The sequence below is a fragment of the Dellaglioa sp. CoH-57-MRSF-16 genome (genome assembly GCF_056782055.1).
Window position 1 is genome coordinate 292,823 of sequence record NZ_JBXAXZ010000001.1, and the last position, 17,153, is coordinate 309,975.

18 protein-coding genes and 1 tRNA gene are annotated in these 17,153 nt (G+C 33.5%); 6 read left to right on the forward strand and 13 right to left on the reverse strand.

The genetic code is table 11. The features are described 5' to 3' along the window. Nucleotides 1–236: 236 nt before the first annotated feature. The 10 genes from guaB to lepB form a co-directional block, all read right to left on the reverse strand. The gene (gene guaB, locus AC1RPH_RS01325; protein ID WP_481761064.1) at nucleotides 237–1,724 is read right to left on the reverse strand and encodes an IMP dehydrogenase; all 1,488 of its coding nucleotides are present in this window, start codon (nucleotides 1,722–1,724) and stop codon (nucleotides 237–239) included. 163 nt (nucleotides 1,725–1,887) lie between these two features. After that, entirely contained in the window at nucleotides 1,888–2,646 is a 759-nt protein-coding gene (locus AC1RPH_RS01330; protein WP_481761065.1) for a DUF1129 family protein, read from the reverse strand. Nucleotides 2,647–2,675: 29 nt separating this feature from the next. Then, a complete protein-coding gene (ychF, locus tag AC1RPH_RS01335; protein WP_481761066.1) occupies nucleotides 2,676–3,776 on the reverse strand; it encodes a redox-regulated ATPase YchF in 1,101 nt (366 codons plus the stop codon). Between the two features lie 22 nt (nucleotides 3,777–3,798). Continuing rightward, nucleotides 3,799–3,999, reverse strand: coding sequence for a DUF951 domain-containing protein (locus AC1RPH_RS01340; RefSeq protein WP_409021822.1), 201 nt, complete (start codon nucleotides 3,997–3,999; stop codon nucleotides 3,799–3,801). Nucleotides 4,000–4,012: 13 nt separating this feature from the next. Continuing rightward, nucleotides 4,013–4,894, reverse strand: coding sequence for a ParB/RepB/Spo0J family partition protein (locus AC1RPH_RS01345; RefSeq protein WP_409021823.1), 882 nt, complete (start codon nucleotides 4,892–4,894; stop codon nucleotides 4,013–4,015). Then, nucleotides 4,884–5,651 (reverse strand): ParA family protein, encoded by a 768-nt coding sequence (locus AC1RPH_RS01350; RefSeq protein ID WP_409021824.1) that lies wholly within the window; start codon nucleotides 5,649–5,651, stop codon nucleotides 4,884–4,886. The genes AC1RPH_RS01345 and AC1RPH_RS01350 overlap by 11 nt, the downstream gene beginning before the upstream one ends. Nucleotides 5,652–5,657: 6 nt before the next feature. Further along, on the reverse strand, nucleotides 5,658–6,506 hold the full coding sequence (gene noc / locus AC1RPH_RS01355) for a nucleoid occlusion protein (RefSeq protein WP_481761067.1): 849 nt from the start codon (nucleotides 6,504–6,506) through the stop codon (nucleotides 5,658–5,660). An 18-nt stretch (nucleotides 6,507–6,524) separates the two neighbouring features. Next, a complete protein-coding gene (gene rsmG, locus AC1RPH_RS01360; RefSeq protein WP_481761068.1) occupies nucleotides 6,525–7,259 on the reverse strand; it encodes a 16S rRNA (guanine(527)-N(7))-methyltransferase RsmG in 735 nt (244 codons plus the stop codon). Between the two features lie 99 nt (nucleotides 7,260–7,358). Then, on the reverse strand, nucleotides 7,359–8,309 hold the full coding sequence (gene rihA, locus AC1RPH_RS01365) for a pyrimidine-specific ribonucleoside hydrolase RihA (RefSeq protein WP_481761069.1): 951 nt from the start codon (nucleotides 8,307–8,309) through the stop codon (nucleotides 7,359–7,361). 49 nt (nucleotides 8,310–8,358) lie between these two features. Next, the gene (gene lepB, locus AC1RPH_RS01370; protein ID WP_481761070.1) at nucleotides 8,359–8,961 is read right to left on the reverse strand and encodes a signal peptidase I; all 603 of its coding nucleotides are present in this window, start codon (nucleotides 8,959–8,961) and stop codon (nucleotides 8,359–8,361) included. 477 nt (nucleotides 8,962–9,438) lie between these two features. Between lepB and AC1RPH_RS01375 the strand changes: the two genes are divergently transcribed. Both AC1RPH_RS01375 and AC1RPH_RS01380 read left to right on the forward strand, forming a co-directional pair. Further along, the gene (locus AC1RPH_RS01375; protein WP_481761071.1) at nucleotides 9,439–10,887 is read left to right on the forward strand and encodes a C40 family peptidase; all 1,449 of its coding nucleotides are present in this window, start codon (nucleotides 9,439–9,441) and stop codon (nucleotides 10,885–10,887) included. A 452-nt stretch (nucleotides 10,888–11,339) separates the two neighbouring features. After that, a tRNA-Ala gene (locus AC1RPH_RS01380) sits at nucleotides 11,340–11,412 on the forward strand. Between the two features lie 80 nt (nucleotides 11,413–11,492). Here the strand turns inward: AC1RPH_RS01380 and AC1RPH_RS01385 are convergent. Then, nucleotides 11,493–11,813, reverse strand: a complete 321-nt coding sequence (locus AC1RPH_RS01385; RefSeq protein ID WP_481761072.1) for an ArsR/SmtB family transcription factor — start codon at nucleotides 11,811–11,813, stop codon at nucleotides 11,493–11,495. A 10-nt stretch (nucleotides 11,814–11,823) separates the two neighbouring features. Continuing rightward, entirely contained in the window at nucleotides 11,824–12,423 is a 600-nt protein-coding gene (locus AC1RPH_RS01390) for a cadmium resistance transporter (RefSeq protein WP_481761073.1), read from the reverse strand. A 169-nt stretch (nucleotides 12,424–12,592) separates the two neighbouring features. Here AC1RPH_RS01390 and AC1RPH_RS01395 point away from each other — a divergent pair, with 169 nt between their 5' ends. After that, the gene (locus tag AC1RPH_RS01395; protein ID WP_481761074.1) at nucleotides 12,593–13,603 is read left to right on the forward strand and encodes a YdcF family protein; all 1,011 of its coding nucleotides are present in this window, start codon (nucleotides 12,593–12,595) and stop codon (nucleotides 13,601–13,603) included. A 211-nt stretch (nucleotides 13,604–13,814) separates the two neighbouring features. After that, nucleotides 13,815–14,036 (forward strand): hypothetical protein, encoded by a 222-nt coding sequence (locus tag AC1RPH_RS01400; protein WP_409021835.1) that lies wholly within the window; start codon nucleotides 13,815–13,817, stop codon nucleotides 14,034–14,036. On the opposite strand, the gene AC1RPH_RS01405 is transcribed toward AC1RPH_RS01400, so the two are convergent. After that, entirely contained in the window at nucleotides 14,031–14,342 is a 312-nt protein-coding gene (locus AC1RPH_RS01405) for a helix-turn-helix domain-containing protein (RefSeq protein ID WP_481761075.1), read from the reverse strand. The two genes, AC1RPH_RS01400 and AC1RPH_RS01405, sit on opposite strands and share 6 nt — an antisense overlap. A gap of 381 nt (nucleotides 14,343–14,723) precedes the next feature. Between AC1RPH_RS01405 and AC1RPH_RS01410 the strand changes: the two genes are divergently transcribed. Together AC1RPH_RS01410 and AC1RPH_RS01415 are read left to right on the forward strand one after the other, a co-directional pair. After that, complete coding sequence (locus tag AC1RPH_RS01410; RefSeq protein WP_481761076.1) at nucleotides 14,724–16,262, forward strand: zinc ribbon domain-containing protein; 1,539 nt, start codon at nucleotides 14,724–14,726, stop codon at nucleotides 16,260–16,262. Nucleotides 16,263–16,280: 18 nt separating this feature from the next. Then, nucleotides 16,281–17,126: a DUF6574 domain-containing protein gene (locus tag AC1RPH_RS01415; RefSeq protein WP_481761077.1), complete on the forward strand. Its 846-nt coding sequence runs from the start codon at nucleotides 16,281–16,283 to the stop codon at nucleotides 17,124–17,126. Nucleotides 17,127–17,153: the final 27 nt, after the last annotated feature.

Consider the following 17,153-nt stretch of genomic DNA (forward strand, 5'->3'; position numbering starts at 1 on the left):
GTAACCCCCTATAATATTTATACTCGTAGTGTAGTCTATAAATTTAAATACTTCCACAATTGATACTTATTTTTAAGTAAATTAATATTTCTAACTAATGTCGTATTCCTTTTACTGTATACAATGATTTTGCATCAAATCATGATTAATCATTAGAGTCTTATTTATAATTTAAAACTCTCCATTAAAAAAGACGTAACTTCTTTCATCTGAAAGAAATCACGCCTTTTTAATTATTATTTAACTGAGTAATTAGGTGCTTCTTTGGTAATTTGAACATCATGTGGATGTGATTCAATTAAACCAGCACCTGAAATTTGAACAAATTGTGCGTCATCTTGTAATGCCTTCAATGTTCCAGCACCAACGTAACCCATACCTGAATGTAAGCCTCCAACCATTTGGAAAACAATATCAGCTAAACTACCCTTGTATGATACACGACCTTCAATACCTTCTGGCACTAACTTATTAGCTTCATTTACGCCACTTTGGAAGTAACGATCAGAAGAACCATTTGATTGTTCCATAGCTGCTAAACTTCCCATACCTCGGTAAACTTTGAAACGACGACCTTCATAAATTTCAAATTCACCAGGAGCTTCATCAGTTCCAGCTAACATACTACCTAACATCACAGCGTTACCACCGGCAGCAAGGGCTTTAACGATATCACCAGAGTATTTAATACCCCCATCAGCGATGATTGTTTTACCATATTCACGAGCTACTTCAGCAGCGTCATAAATAGCTGTTAATTGCGGAACACCAACACCAGCAACAATCCGTGTTGTACAGATTGATCCAGGTCCTATTCCAACTTTAACAACATCAACGCCAGCATCATAAAGGGCACGAGTTGCTTCGCCAGTTGCGACATTACCTGCGATTAAAGTTGCTTCTGGGAATTGTGCTCTGATTTCAGTAATTTTACGGATAACACCGGCTGAATGACCATGAGCAGTATCGATAACTAAAGCATCAACACCAGCATCTAGTAAAGCTGTAGCACGTTCAAATGTATCACTTGTAACACCAACAGCGGCAGCAGCAAGTAAGCGGCCATGTTCATCTTTAGCTGCGTTAGGAAATTCAACAACTTTTTCGATATCTTTAATTGTTATTAAACCAGTTAAACGACCATTTTTATCAATGATTGGTAATTTTTCAATTTTATTTTTTTGGAGTATTTTTTCAGCTTCTTTAAGCGAAGTACCTTCCGCAGCTGTTACTAATCCTTCTTTAGTCATAACACTATCAATTAGGACTGACATATCAGAAACAAAACGTAGATCACGATTCGTAATGATACCAATCAATAAGCGATTTTCTAATGTTTCAACGATTGGAACACCACTAATACGGTAACGTTTCATCAATTGTTCAGCATCTGCAACAGAATGTTGCGGTGTTAAATAGAAAGGATCAATAATAACGCCACTTTCAGAACGTTTTACTTTTCTGACTTCTTCAGCTTGTTGTTCGATACTCATATTTTTATGAATAACACCTAAGCCACCTTGGCGAGCCATAGCAATCGCCATTTTAGAATCTGTAACAGTATCCATGCTAGCACTTAAAATTGGGACATTTAATTTGATATTCTTAGCTAATTGTACACTGATATCAACCTCGTTCGGTAATACATGACTTTCTGCAGGTATTAACAACACGTCATCAAAAGTAAATCCTTTTTTAACGAACTTCGTTTCCCAATTTGACATTTTAAAACCAGCTTTCTACTTTTATTTTGTTTACTAACATACCAGATAAACTCAACATTGGTCAAGGTTATCGTCCGATTCTTATTAACCTATAATCGTTTTTAACTGTAACAAAAAAGAGTTCAAAAATTTTACCTGAACTCTTTTCAAGATATCAATCAATTTAAAACATTGTTCGGTTGATATTATAGCGACGTTTAACGTAAATTCTAACTGCAAATGCGATTAATGCAATTACAAGATAAACAGGGGCTGGCAACAATGCATTAAGTGGTCCTGGAATCAATGCCACTAACATGTAGGCAAGAATCCATACTGCAAGAAAGGCTACAAATACTAGTAATGTAACCCAGAAAGCTGGTTTGTCTTCTTTTTTGACGTTTGGGCCATATTTTTTGTAGAAGAGCGCTGCTCCAATACCACCCAAAATTGATGTGATTAGTAGTGTTAATAATCCACCAGCACCAGAAGCTTCTGCTTGCGTACTTGTTTTACTCATTAATCCCATAACACCGTACATACCAGCAAAAATTAATAACATCATCAACCCATTATCTAAAGCTGTTAACCAAAAACTACTTGTTGGTTCTGCAGCTTTTTTCTGTGGGCCCATAATGATATCAGTTGCTTTTGTACTAACAGGACCATATAGTTTAGTTGCTGTTACACCTTTATGCTGTTCGGTGCGAAGTTCTGCAACAATTTCACCAATGACCGTATTTCGTTTTTCATCATTAATTTTTGAATCTTTCAAAATACTATTTAAACGGTAAACATAATCTTCATTACGCTTCGTTAATCCCGCAAAGGGTCCTTTATCCTGTAACTTCGTTTCTTTTTCTAAATGTTCTTTTTGTTTTGCTGCAGCTGTCGCATTTCTCTCTTCAACTGATGTTTCTTCGACTTTGTTTTCTTCTGACATGACTAACAACCCCTACTGACTTATTTTATTTAGACGTTAAATCTGAACTCAATAATATCGCCATCTTGTACGACATATTCTTTACCTTCGGAACGTAAACGACCAGCTTCACGAACTGCTGCGACGCTTCCATTTTTATCTAAATCAGCAAATGACATTGTTTCAGCACGGATAAATCCACGTTCAAAATCTGAATGGATAATTCCGGCAACTTGAGGTGCTTTCATCCCTTGTTTAAAGGTCCATGCTCGTGTTTCGGCACCACCAGCAGTAAAGAAAGTTGCTAAACCTAGTAATTTATAAGATGCCCTGATTAAGCGATCAAGTCCTGATTCTTCAACACCAGCAGCTTCAAGGAAATCAAGTTTATCTTCATCATCTAGTTCAGCAATTTCTTCTTCTGTTTTAGCAGAAACGGCTAAACATTCTGAACCTTCTTCTTTTGCAAAGGCTTCAATTAATTTTACATACTTATTAGCATCTGGGTCAGCCATGTCATCTTCAGCAATATTAGCGACATAAAGAACTGGTTTGTTCGTTAATAAAAACATACCTTTAACATATTTTTCTTCTTCTTCATCAAATTCAATTGAGCGAACGGCATGTCCAGCTTCAAGAACTGGTTTGATTTTTTGTAAAATACTGAATTCAGCCAACGCATCTTTATCTTTTGTTCTAGCCACTTTTTCAACTTTAGCATAACGTTTTGTCACACTATCTAAATCTGCAAAAACAAGTTCTAAGTTGATTGTTTCAATATCGTCCATTGGATCCACTTTATCAGAAACATGTGTGATATTATCATCGTCAAATGCACGAACAACGTGCACAATAGCATCAACTTGACGAATATTTTCTAAAAATTTATTACCAAGTCCTTCACCTTTACTTGCGCCTTTAACAATACCGGCAATATCCGTAAATTCAAAAGTTGTATGAATAATTTTTTTAGCAGGGACTACTTCATCGATACGTGCTAATCGTTTATCTGGAACTTCAACCATCCCAACGTTTGGATCGATTGTCGCAAATGGGTAATTAGCCATTTCCGCGCCTGCTTTTGTAATTGCGTTAAATAAAGTTGATTTACCTACGTTTGGTAATCCTACGATTCCTGCCGTTAATGCCATAATTAGACGTCACTCTTTTCATTTATTTTGTATTATCTTCTGTTGTTGCTTTTTCTAACATTTTTTTCATCTTTTTTTCAAATTCTCGTCTAGGTAATAGAATAAGGTGCCCGCATCCTAAACACTTAATGCGAATATCCATTCCCATTCGCACGATTTCCCAGCGGTTAGTCCCACAAGGATGTGGTTTTTTCATTTCAACAATATCATGTAAGTCATACATACTGACTAACCTCCTAGTCTAGTGAAATATCAAGTAAGTCCAAAATACGGTTCAAATCATCCGTTGATAAGTAGTCAATTTCTATCTTACCTTTATGATTTTTTTTGCTCTGTTGGATAGAAACTTGTGTTCCAAATTTTTCTTTTAACAAGTTCTCACTTTGTTGAACATAAATTGATTTTTCAACTTCGTTCACTTTTTTAGTATTCTTTTTAATTTCGCCGTTCATTTGGGCAATTACTTTTTCCAACTCACGAACAGTTAGATTTTCTTTAACTGTTCTTTTAGCTAATGCCCCAATTTTTTGTTTATCTTTAAGTGACAGCAATGTTCTTGCTTGACCCATCGATAACTGATCAACTTGGAGTAATTCTTTAACTGAGTTGGGCAATCCTAATAAACGCAAATAATTAGCAATATAAGGACGACTTTTGCCTAATCGCTCTGAAACTTGTGACTGCGTTAAGTTTAATTTTTCCATCAACATGTTATAAGCTTCTGCCTCTTCTAAAGGAGACAATTCTTCACGTTGTAAATTTTCCAAAATAGCAACTTCCATCATTGCTTCTTCTGTCATCGTTCTAATAATTGCAGGGACATCTGTTAGTCCTGCTAATTTAGACGCACGGAAACGACGTTCTCCTGCAATGATTTCATAACCCTTAATGACTGATTCTCTTACAATAATTGGTTGGAAGACACCTGATTTTTTGATAGACGCAGCTAATTCTTTTAGGGCATCTTCATCAAATGTTTTACGAGGTTGGTAAGGATTAGGGCGAATTTCAGCTAAGTTTAAACGAACAACAGATTCTTTTGTATCATCATATTGATCAAGTTCATCCTGAAATAACGCGTTAATCCCTTTTCCAAGACCTTTTTTATTATTTACCATGCGCTTTTAACACTTCCTTTGCCAATTCCATATAGACTTGAGCACCCTTCGACTTAGGATCGTAATCAATAATTGCCATCCCATGGCTAGGTGCTTCAGACAAGCGGACATTTCGCGGAATAATTGTCTTGTAGACTTTTTCTGCAAAATATTTTTGCACCTCAGACACAACTTCTGCGCCTAAATTTGTACGTGCATCATACATTGTCATTAAAACGCCTTCAATGGCTAAATCTGGATTAAAATGCTTTTGAACTAAACGAATTGTGTTAAGCAATTGGCTTAAACCTTCCAAAGCATAGTATTCACTTTGAACAGGAATTAAAATTGATTTACTAGCTGTAAAGGCATTAATTGTAATCAATCCAAGTGATGGCGGGCAATCTATTAAAATATAATCATACTGATCTTCAATTGTTTTAACGGCATCCAATAATCTTGTTTCACGAGCCATTTGCGGTGTTAATTCAATCTCAGCACCAGCCAATTGAATGGTTGCCGGAACGATATCTAATCCTTTATGACTAGTAGCTAGAATTGTCTCCTTAATTGGAAATTCATTAACTAAAACATCATAAATATCTTTTTTTATTGTTGATTTTTCAATACCAACACCACTTGTTGAATTTCCTTGAGCATCCGTATCTATTAATAAAACACGCTTGCCTAGCTCGGCTAAACAAGCGCCTAAATTCACACTCGTTGTTGTTTTACCAACGCCACCTTTTTGGTTTGCTAATGAAATAACAATTCCCATGTTTGATTAACCCTCCTTTTTTGATTCAATCACATCAATAATAACGCGATACCCTGAATCAGTTTTTTCTTGTTTTGATTTAATCGTTACACCGTTATTTTCTATAACTTGAACCGCTTGTTTTAGGGTATTAATCACTAATCTTTTATCAGGATTACCTTTTTTCGTGTTTTTCTTTTCAGACACTTTTGATTCTGGTTTAATTTTATTAGCTGAAATTAACTTTTCGGTTTCTTTCACTGTTAATTTCTCTTTTAAAATACGTTTTAATAATTTTTTTTGATTGCTAGCTGATAAACTAACCATTGCTCTTCCGTGACGTTCGGATATCTGTTGCGCCATAATGGACGTTTGTACGTCATGTTCTAATTTTAATAAACGCAATTTATTAGCAACAAATGCTTGGCTTTTACCCATATCTTCAGCTAATTTTGACTGTGATAAGTGGTTTAAACTCATTAGTTTACTGTAGGCCTCTGCTTCTTCAATTGCTGTTAGTTCCTCACGTTGTAAATTTTCAATTAGTGCCATCGAAGCCGCTTGGTCGTCGTCCATTTTCTGAACAATTGCCGGAATTTTTTTCCATCCTAATGAAGATGCTGCCCGAAAACGACGTTCCCCAGCAATAATCTCATATTTTCCAGTCTCATACTCTCGCAAAATAATAGGCTGCAATAACCCGTGTTCTTTAAGGGTTTGTGCTAATTCATCAATTTTTTGATCATCAAAGACACGACGAGGTTGGAAGCGATTGGGTACAATAGTCGTAACAGAAATGTCACTAACCTTCGTTTGATTCGTTTCATCTTCTTGTTCTTGTTGATTTTTACGATTTCCTAAAAATGAAAATGCCATTTTCCGACGACCTCCTGACTATATCTTATTTACAAGTGGGGTACGTCCAGGTACACCCGCTTTTCTAGGGTATTTTTTAGGACTTAATTTGACTTTATCAACGACTAATAGATGACGTTCGTCATCTGAAATTGGTAAAGTAAATTCATGATTAGCCACAACTTGACCACCTAAAAGCTTGATAGCATATTCGGCATCGACTAATTCTTCGTCCATTTTTTGAGCTTTGAGAGCGATAAATTGACCATTTAATTTAACTAAAGGTAAGCACAATTCAGATAGTACGCTCAATCTTGCAACAGCACGAGCTGTCACGATATCATATTGTTCTCTATATAAACTTTTTTTACCTGCAAATTCTTCAGCACGATTATGAAAAAAAGCAACCCCTGTAATATCTAATTTGTCCGCCAATTCATTTAAAAAGTTGATACGTTTATTCAACGAATCAACAATAGTCACCGTTAATTGCGGAAAAGCAATCTTCAGTGGAATTGAAGGGAAGCCGGCACCTGCGCCGACGTCACAAATAGATAAGGGCTCGCTTTGTATTTCTTTTGAATAAAAAGCAGGCGTTAAAGAATCATAAAAATGTTTCAAATAAACGTCTGATTTTTCTGTAATAGCAGTCAGATTAAGGTTTTCATTTGTCATTACTAAAAATTCATAGTATGTTTCAAATTGTGCCATTTGTCTGTCTGTTAAATTAATGTCTTTTTCAGCTAATGCTTGACGAAATTCTTCTGGATTCATATGACTGGCCCTCCGTTATTTGTGAAACAAAACGATGTTTCACGTCCTGTTTAACTTTAACGTATTTAGGCCAGAAATACAAGCCAACTGTAAGATTCTCTATCCTACTAATTTATCAAATTTTTTAAGTTTTGAAATTAATAATTCGACAAATTTTGCACGGTCAATTGATAGTAAGACTTCTGTATTTTTTTCTAATCCCAATAAATCAAATTTATCAACGATTGTCTCACCTTTAGTAAGATCACCATTCACCTCAACATCAACATGGTACTTTTCACTTGTGAATAATTCAGGATGTAACATCCAAGCAATTGTACAAGGGTCATGTAATGGAATACCGTCGAATCCCCATTTTTCTTGACCATAGTAAATACCATAAAATTTCAATAACCCGTAGGCTGATTGCGCTACTTTATTATTAATCTTACCAATTTCTTCAATTTCAGAATCTAAAATTTGTGCTTGATGAGTTAAGTTTAATCCAGCCATAACCATTGGAATAGAGTCATTTAAAACCATTTTTGCTGACTCTGGGTCCACGGCAATATTAAATTCTGAACCAGGTTTAACATTTCCAACATCCGTTGAGCCACCCATAAAGACAATTTTTTCAATTTTATTTTTTAATTCAGGATAGACAGCTAAAAATAGTGCCATATTCGTCATTGGGCCCGTGACAACCATTGTAACTTTTTCAGCACTTTTAGATAATGTTTCTGCAATTAACTCAATTGCTGTTAAATTAGTTGCTGGAATTTCAGATTTAGGTAACTCTGTTCCATCAACACCAGTATCTCCATGAACGGCATCGGCAATCATTAATTCTTGTAGTAAAGGTTTTTTATTTCCACTAGCAACTGGAACATCTGTCCGTTCCATCAATGTTAGTAGTCGACAAGCGTTATCAAATGTTTTATCAGGTGTTTGATTTCCAGCGGATGTTGTCACCGCACGTAAATCAAATTCTGGTGAAGCAATAATCATCATTAACGCTAATGCGTCATCATGTCCTGGATCACAATCTAAAATAATTGGTGTTTTTGTCATAATAAAATCTCCTCTTCAATCGAATTATTTTTCTGCATTTTTAATGCAATTAATAAATATATTTATGATCAGCCTTATTAAAATTCCAGAATGGTACTTTTACAACACCTTGAATTTTCGACTTATCAACGAACCCCCAGTAACGACTATCATTAGATACTGAACGATGATCTCCTAGAACAAAATATTTATCTGAAGGTACTCTGATAGCTGAAGTATCTTTAGCCCATTGATTATCTACAGCCAATGACTTGAATGTCCAGTTTTTAGCATTTATGTTCTGAACCCTTGTCCCTACTGTTTTTTGATAAGTTGAAATATAAGGTTCTTCAATTTCTTTACCATTAACATAGACATGATCATTTTTAAATTCTACTGTATCACCAGGCATTCCAATAACACGTTTAACATACTCTTGACCCTCAGTTGCATCAGGATCTACGCCGTATGCATCAAAAACAACAGTACTAAAGCGCTTAATATCAATAACTTTAACAACAGCAACATGCTCATTATTAACTAAGTTAGGTTGCATCGATGGCCCATCAACACGTACCATTGTGACAACAAATGTTTTTAAAAGCATCGCGATTATTAAACCGATTGCAATCGGTATAATCCAACTCATTATTTCTTTAACTATTCTTTTCATATTTCCACCTAATCATTATATTTTTTATCCCCTTATTTAGTTAATTATACGCCAACTATTTAAGGACTTTCAATATCCAATAATTCAAATGATACCAGACAATGAAATCCCTTTCTATTAAAACTTAAAATTTCATTTGCAACCATGTAAAACGACTGGTATAGTTTTAATTAGTTCTAGTAGTATAGAAACATAAGGTTTCTGTAATATCTTTGTAACATCGGGGGGCAATATATTTTAATTTAAAATATATTGAAAGTGTTCTAAACCATTATTGCACATGGGATTTACTAAATTAAATAAATTATAAGTTAAATACATAAATCATCATTATCATTGATATATAAACATTACTTAGTATATATTACAAAATCATGCTAAGTTGTAATAGTTTTTGTATTTGATTGCAACACTAACCGGTTACAATAGTTACTGTAGTATAAATCCAATAAAATAAGAAAGTAGATGTGACTCAACTTGAATAACACACTTAAATCATTATTACTCGGTACAGTTGGTACCGCTGGCCTCCTTCTTGCATCTAACGCAACTGCTGATGCAGCAACAGTTAAAGTTCAAACAAACGATACTGTTTGGGCTTTTTCTCAGAAGTATGGCGTTTCAATCAAAACAATCGAAACTTTAAACAATATTGACGCAAATTCTCATATTATTGTAAGTGGTCAATCATTAAATATTCCTGAAAAGGATAGCAACGCTAAAGCAAGCTCAACACAAAAAAGTACTTCAGCTAAAACAAGTACTATCGTTACTACTAATACTTCAGTAAATAAAACATCCGTTACTGTTAAAAATGGTGATTCATTATGGTCAATCGCTAAAGAAAATGGCATTTCAATCTCAGCACTTCGTTCGGCTAATGGATTTGCTGATAACTCAGCACTTATCTTACCCGGTCAAAATTTAACATTAACTGGTTCAAAAGCGGTAGCTGCAAGTACTACTGTTACTCCCGCTAAAGTAACACCAGCTAAAACTGTTAAAGTAGAAACAAGTACTGCTAAACCAGTTGCTACAACTCCTAAAGCAGAAGTAAGTGCTGCTAAATCAGTTACTGCAACTCCTAAAGTAGAAACAGCTACACCTAAAGCAGCATCTACTACAAATAATAAGACTGTTACTGTTAAAAACGGCGATTCATTATGGTCAATCGCTCAATCAAACGGTATTACTATCTCAGCACTATGTGATGCTAATGGTTTATCTTCTAATTCAATGATTAACCCTGGCCAAACATTAAACTTAACAGGTTCAATGGCTAAAGTAGCTTCTACAACTGCTGAAAAAGTTGTTACACCTGCAAAAGCTACAACAACACCTAAAGCTGCTGTAACTTCTAATGCTACTTCAACACCTAAGGCTGCTACAAGTTCTAATACTGCTTCAACAGCTAACACTGCTGTTGCAAGTTCTAATACTACTTCAACAACTAATACTGCTGCTGCAAGTTCTAATACTACTTCAACAACTAATACTGCTGCTGCAAGTTCTAATACTACTTCAACAGCTAATACTGCTGCTGCAAGCTCTACAACACAAACAGCAAGCTACTCAGCAAGCAAAGTTATCTCTGTTGCTAAAGCATACATAGGTACTCCTTATGTTTGGGGTGGATCAACTCCTTCTGGTTTTGATTGTTCAGGATTCACACAATATGTATTCGCAAAAGTTGGTATTAACTTAAACCGTAATACTATTGGACAAGAATCAAATGTTTCTAAGAAATCAACTGCTGCTGCTCAACCTGGAGATTTATTATTCTGGGGAGCTCAAGGTTCTACATACCATGTTGGTATTTACTTAGGTGGTGGCCAATATATCGCTGCTCCAGAACCTGGTCAAAATGTTAAAATTGGTGCATTAGCATATTACCCTGCTTCATTTGCTGGTACTGTTAATAAATAATATTATGAAGGTCCCACTCACTAAGTGAGTGGGACCTTTTTTTATGGATTTTAATATATAAAGTATTCTGGTTCGGAATCTATAAAAGTTGCTAAGATTGGAAATAAGTCCGTTAGAAATCTGAATTTTATTATTTGTTCCTTCTAAAAGAGTATTAATCGAATAATTATTAATGTTTGGAAATATCTTCACATCACGCCATCATAAGATTATGTCTGCTATTTAAAAACAAAAATCTTATACTCTTCGGCTTATTCATCATTAATCAAAAACTGGTATTTAATGCTTTTTACCCTACTATTAACAAGTGATATTTGAAACCTTTTATCTTTAAAAATCGTTACTCATTTTAAAATGTTTCATGTGAAACATTTTAAAATGGCATAAATACATAGAAGCAAAACTAACTTTTTCTTTTAATTTTGGCTATTTGGTGTATTATAAAGCTATTCGGGCCCTTAGCTCAGTTGGGAGAGCGTCTGCTCCGCAAGTAGAAGGTCGACGGTTCAAATCCGTTAGGGTCCATAGTAACCACTACAGATTTTAAAAATCAAAAAAGAGATTAACTTCAATTTGAAGTTAATCTCTTTTTCTTACGTTTCTATTTAATAAGGTTTTCCATTTGCAACGTGTTTTGCATGTTGCAACAGCGCTGTCATAGTTTCAATAATATGCGGATCGTCAATTTGATAGTACATTAACTTTCCTTCTCGTCTCTGACTAATTATTTGATGCGTTTTTAATAAACTTAATTGATGAGATAAGTTTGTTTGTTCAACATTAAGTATCTTTGATAATTCAGTTACATTATATTCATGTTGTTCCAATAAATAGATTAATTGTAATCTTATTCGATTATTCAATAGCTTAGTTATCATAATTGATTCATCAAGTTCACTTTTTGGAATTTCATTGTACGGTTGCATTATTTTCCTCCTACATAAAGTGCTGAATAGTACCACTTTCTAATAATATATATAGACCTAAGAAAACATAAACAATTAGAGTGATTAAATTACCAAAATTTTGAAAAAATTCTTGGATTTTAGGTAAATTAGTAATCATTTTACTCAACCATGTAATGATACATAAGAATATAAAAAATAGCATCAGTACAATAGGTACATCCCTAATAGATAATGTCGTGAAAAATGGGACGTAGATAGCAAGATTATCTGGTCCACAAGTTGCAATAGTAATCATAATTACATTTAAAATTATGCCTTGACCCGGTTTTCCTAATTTCTCCCGGACCTCATTACCCTCATCTTCATCACTAAAATACATTTTTATACCCATTATAATCGGAATAAGTCCCAAAAATCCTAAGATCCATTCTTCAGGAATCAGTTTTAACCAAAAGGCAGCAATCAAACTAACTGCTATAAGCGTCCCACTACCAAGTAGCTCTCCTATAAATATTAATTTTTCTTCATGTTTATTTTTATACTTAGCAAAAATAATAATTAGAATTAAAAGATAATCGATATTTGTTGAAATGAATGCGAGTACAGTTGAACCTAATAGTGTGACCATTATAGCATCTCCTCTATATGATATATTATTCATATGATATTTTGTTCATGTGAATAATATATCATATGTTAACGTCCATGTAAACGGTTAAATATAAATTTATTAGTACCTTATTTATTCAAAAATATGCTAGAATTAGTTTATTATCTATTACTTCGGAGGAATTCATATGGACTATCTAATACTGTTACTACCTATTTTATTGTTAGCTATTTGGTATATCAGCTTTCACAAAGAACCACGTCAATTAATTAATGGATTTCTGTTCAATATATTTGTCATTTCTTTAATAGGTGTACTCGCTACTTCCCCTATCAATTTTATGAAAAATAGCGCTGTTTTTATTATCATTGTTGGCGCTATAGGTTTGATATTACTTTCAATTGCAACTATTCCATTTTTATTAATTAATACTGGACTAGTCTTTAAACGTGAAAGTTATTCATTAGCTAACATGCTTGGACTACTACTTGCTATTGTTCTTATCATTCGCTGGTTTGTGACACCTTTAATCAGTACGTGGCCTTGGTATCTTCAATTACCATTTAATTTTGCTTCGTTGACTGGCTTATATCTTATGTTCGCTTTTTTAAATTTCTTGTCTGTTAGTATTTTATATAGCTTACGACGTCCAAAATATGATCAAGACTACATCATTGTACTAGGTGCAGGTTTAATCAACGGTTATAAAGTTAGTAAACTACTTGCCAACAGAATCAAACGTGCTACCAATTTTGCGGACAAACAAATACTATTAGGCGGTAAACGCCCGATTATTATTTTTTCAGGTGGGCAAGGTAATGATGAGTCTATTTCAGAAGCACAGGCAATGCAAAAATGGGCCATCGACAGTGGTTATCCAGAAGAATTTACATTACTAGAAGACAAATCAACAACGACTTTTGAAAATATGCGTTTCTCAAAAAAAATAATTGATCTTGATCATAGAGGGGATCATATTTTATTCAGTTCAAATAACTACCATATCTTTCGTGCTGCAATATTTGCACGAATGGTTGGTGTAAATGCTCAAGGCATTGGCGGGAAAACGCCATGGTATTTTTTACCTAATGCGTTCTTGCGTGAATTCATTGCTATCATAATGCTTCATAAAAATCGTCATTTTATAGTTATTTTGTTGCTCCTTTTACTGTCTATTTTTCAACAGCTTTTTAAATAATTATTACTTCAATACTTACTTAAATTAATTAATCTACTTAAAAGGATAAACCTTTAATTTATGTCATATTGACAAAACTCAGTACTATCGTTAGAATTAATTTTTATTAATATCAGTCTTATAAATTAACTATTTTTGTTGTAATCTAAGCATTAGCTAATAAAAGCTAATGCTTTTTTTATACAGTTTTTTAGTAAGGGAGATTTTATTTATGAATGGGATAGATATACACGATAATTTGAAGGTATTACAAGATTTAAAATTTTTAATTTATGACTTTAGTAACCATAGGATTGATTTTCACAATTTTGATATTTTAACTTTAGATTTACCTACCAAACAAATTGATTTAGTCTCAGCCTATCAAGCACAAAAAATTGACCACACTATTGAAGAAATAGCATGGTCAATCATTAATGATAATCATTTATAAACGGATTACTTTAAGCAATAATTCAGCTGTCGCTTCTCTTTTTTCTTTGGGTAAAGAAGCAAGATAATTAATCAAATCCAGCGTTGCAACACCTTTTAAATTTTGATTAGTAAAGAAGTCAGCTAACGTCATATCCAGCGCTTCAGCAATATCTGATAATTTTTTTATTTTAATATTATCTAACTTACCTCGCTCTATCAAAGAAATTAAACTAACAGAAGATTTTGATTTTTCAGCCAGTTGCTCAATGGTCATATTCAATAATTTTCGTTTAGCACGAATTAAAATTCCTATTTTTTTAAGCATATTAAACTCCTAATCAGAAAGGTTCTCTTTATGGTAAAGGTTTTTAAAACAATCAAACAGATTATAGCTTATCTTTTTTTAATATATATATATATACAAAAACCTTTTAAGCTGATAAAATAACTTAAGTTTCGTTTAAGGTTTGTCTTTATTCGTTGATTTAGTAATTTAAATCTAAGGAGGCCACGGGGGGTATTACTAATTCTGCATCTAACAACCTAAAAAAATACATAAGTACCAATGATTAAAATCCTATTTTATGCGATTGAGTTAGCCATTATTTTATAAACTAAAACTCGCTATGTATACACTAGATTTGGTAACTTTTAGTTAAGTAGTCAAAGTTAATCATATTATTAAGGTAGTTAAAAAGGAGATCCAATGATTAAAAAAGAACAAATCTATTATGCGCCTTCAGATGATTTATCTGGGAGTACGACAAAAAAATTCTGTCCTAATTGTGGAAGTGAAGTTCCTAAGGATGGTAATTTCTGTCCTAATTGTAATTTTGATTTACGTGTTAATTCAGTTGCGTCACAGCAACCTGTTACGCCGGTTCAACCAACACAACAACAAATGCCACCTACACAAACACGAACTGCAAATCCTAAATTACCCATCTCAGGTAAAACAAAATTCATCAGAATTTTGATTGGTATTATCGCTCTTATTATTGTTGTTGGCTACTATGCTGGAACAAAATATTACTCAAAAGAAAATCAAATTGAACGAATTACAGATGCATTAAAAACCGATAAAAACATGGAAGCTTATTTTTCAACATCGGATACGGCATTAAAAATTACTGATGAGTCTATGAAACCTGCATCAGATGCATGGGGTAGTACAGACTCTCTTAAAACTTTTAAAAACGAATTAACCAATGGAGCAAGCACTTCAACACATTTTCATTTAAAAGAAAATGGTAAACATTGGTTATTATTCCCTAAATATACGGCTGACTTTTCAACCGTTTCCGTTAACTTATCAACGAATAGCTCTGGGGCTGTTATCAAGATGAATGATAAAAAAGTTGCTACAGCTGACTCTGATAATTACAGTAAAACAATCTCAAATCTAGTTCCCGGTAACTACACAATAGAAGCAGCTGGCTCTATTGATGGTACTAAACTAAATAATAAATCGACTGAGACGCTCACTAGTTCAACTTCTAACGTCAATTTAGATTTAAGTACACTTACTTTTAGAATTAAAAGTATCGCAAATGCTGATATCTATGTTAATTCTAAAAAAGTTGGTACAACTGATGATGATGGTTCTGCAACAATTGGCCCTATTGCCTCTTCTGGAAACAATCGATTGCAGCTTAAAGAAAAGGTCGGAGACAACACTCTCGTTACCAGTGAATACCAAATTTCAGGTAGCGATGATGATAACGACGTAACTTTAAATAATACAGATGAAAATGGCTTTCAAGATAGTTCTAGTAGCAATTTATTCAATATTAATTTTCCTAATATGTTAACTCTAGATGATGCAGAAAGTTATATAGACAATTTATTTACCCAAATTGATGACTACACTATCGATGGTGATGACTCTAATGAGGATTCAAATGATAGTTATGGCTCAATAGGCAGTTTCTTTGTTAATGGCTCAAGCAATGCAGATGCCAAGGCATGGGTGACTATTGCTAAAAATTATCATGATGATGATGCAATCAGTAGTGTCTCTTATGACGCTAAAGTATTATCAGTAACACCGACAGATAAAAATAAATTTGATGTCGCTTATGATGTTACTTATACGTTCGATTTCACTGATAGTGACGATAATTATTCAACTAAAACACAAGTATTTAGATATACTGCTAAAGTTAATTATTCTAATAACGATGACTTCTTAATCAAGTCAATTACACCCGCTAAAAAAATTAGTGAAAAAATTGAAGACAACTAAACTTTGGAGGAAATAATCATGAAAACATGCCCAAACTGTAGTTCACAACAACCAGAAAATGTAAAATTTTGTACAAACTGTGGATTTGCCTTTTCCATTAAACCAGCCCAAGAAACGGCCGCAACACAATCACAAAACGTACAAGAACCAACAAAATTCCAACAACAATACACGCAACAACAAGATACTAAAGCTCAAAATGAGAATATTGAACAAGCTAAAACATTCGCATCAAATTATTGGTCTTATTTCTTAAATGCCATTAAACATCCCACAATTTTAGAAAATGGTCATAAATATTTCGGCTTTACGACAATTATTTTATTCGCCATATTTAATGATATTTTTGTAAAATTAATAATGGATAATGTTGCTAAATCTGTTAATTCAAGTCTATTTTCAGGACTCTTTAACACTCAAAGTACCTATGCGCCAACAATTGACAGTAGTGTCTACGCAAAATTATTTTTCTTAACACTACTAGCTTTTGCCTTTTACATACTAATTGGATTTTTTGTTCGTAATGTTGTTTTAGGCGATAAGAGTGATACCTTACTTTCATTTACAAATCGCTTTACACACTACCTCATGATCAATCTTGTATTAGCTGTCCTTAGTATGCTTTTCATGCTACTTGGAATGAGAGGCCTTGCTGTATTCATGTATGCTTTAATGGCCCTTATCATGAGTATTGCTTTCATTTTATCGATGATTATTGATACAAATCCACTTAAAATAGATAAACTTTACGGCGTTGTCATTGGACAACTTCTATTAGCTTTAGTTTTCATGATTGTTATGTCAGTATTTGCTGTCAGTTTAGCAGCCAACATAGCTTCAATCATCTCTGCAGCTGGATTTTAAGTTTATTGCTTAACCTAATTATAAAAA